General features: G+C 33.4%; 4 protein-coding genes and 1 tRNA gene. 2 read left to right on the forward strand and 3 right to left on the reverse strand.

All coding sequences use genetic code 11. The features are described from left to right. Window positions 1–3 precede the first annotated feature (3 nt). Entirely contained in the window at window positions 4–1293 is a 1290-nt protein-coding gene (locus tag AA81_RS06915; RefSeq protein ID WP_103065541.1) for an ABC transporter substrate-binding protein, read from the forward strand. A 52-nt stretch (window positions 1294–1345) separates the two neighbouring features. Here AA81_RS06915 and AA81_RS06920 read toward each other — a convergent pair. From AA81_RS06920 to AA81_RS06930, 3 genes are all read right to left on the reverse strand, one after another. After that, window positions 1346–1420: transfer RNA gene (locus tag AA81_RS06920), tRNA-Ala, on the reverse strand. Between the two features lie 34 nt (window positions 1421–1454). Beyond that, complete coding sequence (locus AA81_RS06925; protein ID WP_103898640.1) at window positions 1455–2150, reverse strand: ABC transporter ATP-binding protein; 696 nt, start codon at window positions 2148–2150, stop codon at window positions 1455–1457. Next, a complete protein-coding gene (locus AA81_RS06930; RefSeq protein WP_103898641.1) occupies window positions 2150–4750 on the reverse strand; it encodes an ABC transporter permease in 2601 nt (866 codons plus the stop codon). Before AA81_RS06930 ends, AA81_RS06925 begins: the two co-directional genes overlap by 1 nt. 254 nt (window positions 4751–5004) lie before the next feature. On the opposite strand from AA81_RS06930, the gene htpG reads away from it, so the two are divergent. Next, window positions 5005–6885, forward strand: coding sequence for a molecular chaperone HtpG (gene htpG, locus AA81_RS06935; protein ID WP_103898642.1), 1881 nt, complete (start codon window positions 5005–5007; stop codon window positions 6883–6885). Window positions 6886–6899: the final 14 nt, after the last annotated feature.

Genomic DNA, 6899 nt, shown 5'->3' on the forward strand with positions numbered 1-6899 from the left:
GGAATGAAGAAAGTTGTTTCTATTCTTTTTACGGTTTTACTTGTTTCTTTTGCTTTTTCTCAAGTTGAAATTGAGTTTTGGCACGCTATGGGGGGACAACTGGGAGAGACGTTGAATTCCTTAGTCGACACTTTTAATAGAGAAAACCCAGATGTCCATGTCTCAGCCATATATGTGGGAAACTACAGTGCCTTAAACCAAAAGTTACTTTCTACGATCACCGCTTACTCCCAAGGAAGTACTACAGACCTCCCAACTTTATCTCAAGCTTATGGAAACTGGACCGCAATGTACCTTTTTTCTGATGTAGTGCAACCACTTAACGGATATATTGAAAAGGATCCTGAGTTTAAAGAAGCTTGGGATAATCAGATATTCCCTGTTCTAAAGGATTTAGTTACATGGGGAGACACAGTATATGGAATCCCATTCAACAAATCTGTTTACGTTTATTATTATAACCCGGATCTCTTTGACCTATTTGGAGTTAATCCCCCCAAAACCATGGATGAATTATTTGAAGTAAGTGAACTTTTAACAATGGATTTGGATATGGATGGAGAAATGGATCAATACGGATTAGGTGCAAGAAACTTTATCGATGATTTTCAAATATTTTTATATGCACATAACGCAACATTTTTAGAATACGTCGGCGATGGCAAATACAAGATTGTTTTACCCGAAGAGAAAACAAAAGAGGTTTTGAGTTACATAAAGAACCTGAAAGATTCCGGATACGCTTTGTTCCAAAACGCCTATTTGGATCCCCAGTTCGGCTCTGGAGAAATAGCTGCATACATGGGAACGGTGGCAGGTTTAACTTATGCTGAACAATCCTCCAGAGGAAAACACGGTGTTGCTTGGGCTCCATTACCTTCCGTAGATGGTGTTCCTCACTCTCCTATAGCTGGAACAGATTTGATAATGTTTAACTGGGTAGGTCAAGATCAAAAAGACGCAGCATGGAGATTCATGAAATTTTTGATGGATCCCGTTAATGTTGCTTACTGGTCTATAAATACGGGATATGTTCCAATAAGAAGAGATGTTGAAGAGGTTCCACAGTGGCAAACCTATACGGCAACAGATGATAAGCCAACTATTGCACTAAAAGAATTAGAAACTGCTATCCCAGATCCAAAGCCAGCCGCATGGAACGATATAAGAAACGATATCAGCACAGTATTTGCTAACTTCCTAAACGATATGGCGACTGTAGATGAAACATACGATGCCATCGTGAATACTTTAGAAAAAGGATTAAAGGAGACAGGTGAATACGCTGAATAATCAGTAATAATCATCAAAACCCCAGGTAGTATCAAAACCTGGGGTTTTATTTTGGTGGAGTTGATGGGATTCGAACCCACGACCTTTGCCTTGCGAAGGCAACGCGCTCCCGCTGCGCTACAACCCCTTCTTTTTATATTATATCAAAATTCATCAAATAATTAAACTTCTTGTATAATTCCATCTCTAATTTGAATAATTCTATCGGCTCTTTTTGCAATATTCAAATCATGGGTAACTACCACAAGCGTTGTGCCATTTTCTTTTCTTATTTCCTCCAAAAGTTCTATTATTATTTCACCATTTTCACTGTCAAGATTTCCGGTTGGCTCGTCAGCCCATATAACCTCTGGCGAATGTATTATAGCCCTTGCAATAGCAACTCTTTGTTGCTCTCCACCTGATAGTTCATAGGGGAATCTTTCTACTTTACTATCAAGCTTAACCTTCTTTAAAACTTCATAAGCTTTGTCTTTTGAGGTTTTGTTCTTTTCTCCTAAGATTAGCAAAGGCAACTGAACATTTTCTAAAACCGTCAAAACCGGAATAAGATTAAAAAATTGAAACACAAAGCCCATGTTTTTGGCTCTGAAGGAAGTCCGTTCTTCTTCTTTCAAATTTTGGAACGGAACCCCTTTAAAGTAAATCTCCCCTCTGGTAGGATTATCTATTGCCGAAAGGCAATTTAGTAAGGTGGTTTTACCTGAACCTGAAGGCCCTAATATACCAATAAATTCACCTTTTTTAATCGTTAGGTTAATGTTCTTTAAAGCCTCTACTTTTACTCTCTTATCGTTGTACACTTTGTACAATTCAATCGCTTTTATCAAAGCACTATTTTTATTCTCAACTTCCATTATCCAATCTCCCTCAAACTATCTGCTGGTGTGATTTTAGTTATTAAAAACGAAGGTATCATCAAGGTTAGAAAAGTGATTAAATATACCATTCCAATTATTCCAACTACATTCAACAAAGGAAAATAAAAATCAACATTTCCTAAAAATTGAAAGATGGCGAAAATTACATCCTTTGCAACTAGGTAACCTCCCACCAGACCAATGAAAGCTCCTACGGATACAATGCTGAAATTTTCAATGAGAAGTCCCTTGGTTATATCCTTTGAACTTGAACCAATAGCCCTTAGAGTTCCAATTATTCTTTGGCGAATTATACATGATCTCACAGAGTACAATGCCAGTCCTGAAAATCCGCTAATTAATCCAAGATAAAGCATTCCCATTGCTAAAGAAATTATACCATCCACCCCATTATAAATATTTTGTAATTCCTCTTCTATAAAAATGGGGAAATCAAAGTTTGACATATATTTCTGCTTAATTTCATCTATATTTTCTTTAGGCACATTCCCTAAAAGTATATCAACACTTTTCACACTATTAGGTTTAGAAACTATATTTGCAACATATTTTACAGGAATTGTAATATCTTTTAAGTCAAAAAAACCAACAACATCATAAGAAACGTTAGATTCTCCACCTAAGGGTGTAATAGAAGAAAGATTACCCTTCACGTATGCTGGGACTTTTTCTTCATCACTAAATTTTCCATAAAGAACGGTATTTTTACTTTTTAGTTCTTCTCTCCAATCTGTTACTGATTCCGATGGAATTATCGCCGATTCAAGAAAAGTATTGTCAACAAAAGCTATGATCTGTGAATTGAGCAGGGCAACTTGAACCTTAGTTGGCTTTTCTATTCCTTCATAAACAGCTATATCATCAGAAAAAAATAGATTTTTTATAGGATTTGATACAACCAGAAAATTGTATCCAAACAATCCCTCTTGCATAGAAGTATCAACAAACTTAACCAAATTAGCCGGGATAGAAGAAATAACAATCAAACCAAAAATAATTATACCAAACATCAAAGAAAGCATTAAAACTCTCACTGGGAATCTCTCAACATAAGAAAATCCTAAAAGAAACGGAACACTCTTCTTTGAAGAAAATAACTTAGAGAATCTTTTTAAAATAGGAATTATAGATGTAAAAAAAAGAACAACGATAAAGCCGAATAAAAAGGCTCTTTGAAAAATAAAATTGAAAGTTAACACTCTGGAATAGAGATTAAAAGATGTTTTACTAAGTATCATAAGAAAAATGGATAACCCAACATTAAATAAAGGGTTTTTGAATACAAATACTAATCCCAATGAAATTAGAATTAATCCAACAATTTCAAATTCATTTGCAAAGGAAGTTAACAGAAAACTAGATATAATAAAAAGAAGGGAAAACCAACCGTTAATACCATGAGGGACATACGCTTCCACATCTTTTTTCAAGGACTCCACCGGAGAATTGTTGGAAATATGTAACCCTTTAATCATAAAAATAATCAACGGAATTACAATACCTATTAAAAAACCAAATATTATTGTTTTAATACTCAATTCATAAGGAGCAATTGTAAAACTTCCTAAAGTTTCGAAAGTTAGACCTGATGCAATTTCACCAAGTTGATTTAACAAGGCGGCTCCTATTTTCGCCCCCAAAATAACCCCTATTAGAGAAGATATCCCAAAATACAACAGGGACTCCATAAAGAAAAGAAATAAGATCTTAAATCTTTTAAAACCTAAAATTCTTAAAATAGCCACCGTTTTTTCCTGCTCATTTGCAAAATTATTCCCGAAAACAATAACTAATATTAAACCTGCCAATATTGAAAAAGAACTAAAGGCAAAAACAATGTATCCTAGAATTTCATTTGCTGGGGAATTTAAAAAATCCTCTTTTATATTATTAATCTCCAAATTTGAAGGAAGGGAAATATCAGAAATATGTACATTTTCAGATTCAACGAAATCTACGTAAGCCTTTGATGGGAAAACTGTATTACCTTTGAAATCTGATACATTAACAAAGACTGATCCCGGATACTGTGCCATCTCTCCTCGATAATTCAAAAAACCTTTTTCACCAACATAGGAAATCTCTAAATTTTTTGAACCTCCAGGCATATGAATTACAATGGTTTCTCCTTCATTAACTCCAATTTCCTTTGCTATATCCTGAGATACAACTATTTTACCAGGGCTTAAATCAATAGTTTGACCTACAAAGTTTGAAAGGTCTTCTTCTTCAACCGCAACAACCAAAACTTCCAAAAAACGTCCGTTATTTTCTATTCTTCCAAAACTTTCCGAAACCGGCAGAATGTTTTTTACTTGGGGATTGCTTTTTAGATCGTCTAAAATCATTTGTGACAAAGGAAAAGAAAGAAATGGAGATGTCCTATTATTAACAATAAAGGCATCTGCTTGGCCAAAATTAACTTCCACTTGAGTTTTTCTATATGAAACTATCGAATCATTAAGGGAAAGAGAAGAAACAGTCAACAAAGAAGGGATGATAGCCCCCAATACTAGCAAAATACTTACTTGCCACTTCTTTAAAAAATTACGAAGGGCAAATTTCCAAAAAAACACTAAACCATCTCCCAAAAATGCGTTCTTCAGTGCATAGTGTTATTTTATCAAATTACATTAAAAAATACTATAGCATAATAAAAAAATATATCAAAATTCTTTGCATTCTAAAATGAGTTCAAGAGCTCAACAAAGTTCTCTATATAAAAATAATAAAAAAACAGAAAATTAACCTTCAAAAAGATTCGATATAATTATTTTTTGGTTAGAGTTTATAAGTACACTAAGATTCTAAAAAGCAGGAGGGAAAATAAATGCCTGAAGTAAAAGAATTTCAAGCAGAAACAAAACAATTACTCAATCTAATAATAAACTCCATTTACACTCACAAAGACATATTTTTAAGAGAGTTGATTTCTAACGCGTCGGACGCGCTTGATAAAATCAGATTCTTATCTTTAAAAGACCCTGGCGTTCTACAAAATGATACTGAATTGCAGATAAGGATTGAAATAGACAAAGATAACAACACTTTGATAGTTGAAGATAACGGTATTGGAATGTCTTATGAAGAAGTAATCGAAAACTTGGGAACTATTGCAAAATCAGGCACTAAAAACTTTCTGGAACAACTAAAACAGGCTCAATCTGAAAACACTATAATAAACCTCATAGGGCAATTCGGAGTTGGGTTTTATTCGGTATTCATGGTTGCGAAAAAAGTTATTGTAGAAACAAAAAAATGGGATCAGGATAAAGGTGTGAGATGGGAATCCGATGGAATAGGAACTTATTCAATTGAAGAGTGTGAAAAAGCCAATAGAGGAACTAAGATTACCCTAATATTGAAAGACGATCTAGATGAGGATGAAAATTATTTGGACCAATATAAAATTCAAGAATTAGTCAAAAAACACTCTAACTATATAAAATATCCCATAAAAATGAAATGGGAAGAAGAAGTAGAAGCAGGTAAAAAGAAGATAACCGATAAAATACTTAATTCGATGGTTCCCTTATGGAACAAAAACAAAGAAGAAATATCTCAAAATGAATACAACGAGTTCTACAAAGAACATTTTTACGATTGGAACGATCCTTTCGATGTTATTCATTTCAAAGCTGAAGGAACAACGGTTGAATTCACCGCATTGCTTTATATTCCTTCTAAGTTGCCCTTTACTTTTTTCAGTAAAGATTACAAAAGGGGCTTAAACCTCTATTCAAAGAACGTTTTTATAATGGAAAACTGTGAAGAAGTTCTCCCCGATTATTTGGGGTTCGTTAAAGGATTGGTGGATTCTCCAGACTTCTCTTTGAATATCTCAAGAGAAATACTCCAAAAAAACAAACAACTAAAAGTAATAAGAAAAAATATTGAAAGAAAGATATTAGATGCTTTAAAATCAAAACTCGAAAACGAAAGAGAAAAGTACGTGGAATTTTGGAAAGAATTTGGAAAGGTTATAAAAGCAGGATTGTACCAAAATATACTGGAAAAAGAAAAAGTTCAAGATCTGCTTTTATTCGAAAGTTCTACGTCTGATAAAAATATGGTAACCCTTAAAGAATATATTTCAAAAATGAAAGAAGATCAAGGTAATTACATATATTACGCAGTGGGGGAAAGCAAAGATATTATTGAAAACCTACCTCAAATGGAAACTTTCAAAGAAAAAGGTTATGAGGTGTTGTACTTAACAGATGAAATAGACGAATTTCTCATCAAATTGATGCATGACTACGAAGGAAAAGAATTCAAATCGATCAGCAGTTCAAATGTAAAAATAGATGAAAAATTTAAAGAAAAAGAAGAAGAAAACAAAGACTTGCTCCAAAAAATAAAAGAGTATCTTAAAGACAAAGTAAAAGATGTTAGATTAACAGATAAATTGAAGGAATCCCCCGCATGTATAGTAAGTGCCAACGAAGCAATCTCCTTGAACATGGAAAAAACCCTAAAAAACTTAGAGCAACTACCTTTTGAAGCTGAAAAGATCTTAGAGCTAAATCCTGATCATCAAGTATTTAAAATATTAACAGATATATACCACAAAGATCCCCACTCAGAAGAAATTAAAGATTACGCTGAATTACTTTACAATCAATCTTTGTTACTTGAAGGATTAGAAATCGAAGATAAAACTACATTTGCAAAACTGATCACAAAGCTAATGATAAAATCAAAAAAATAAAGACGCCCTAAAAG

It is taken from the genome of Petrotoga halophila DSM 16923 (assembly GCF_002924615.1).

What these genes read in the sequence shown, in the direction of transcription:
- AA81_RS06915 (WP_103065541.1), top strand. Translation starts at nt 4, where the DNA reads ATGAAGAAAGTTGTTTCTATTCTTTTTACGGTTTTACTTGTTTCTTTT.
- AA81_RS06925 (WP_103898640.1), bottom strand. Translation starts at nt 2,150, where the DNA reads ATGGAAGTTGAGAATAAAAATAGTGCTTTGATAAAAGCGATTGAATTG.
- htpG (WP_103898642.1), top strand. Translation starts at nt 5,005, where the DNA reads ATGCCTGAAGTAAAAGAATTTCAAGCAGAAACAAAACAATTACTCAAT.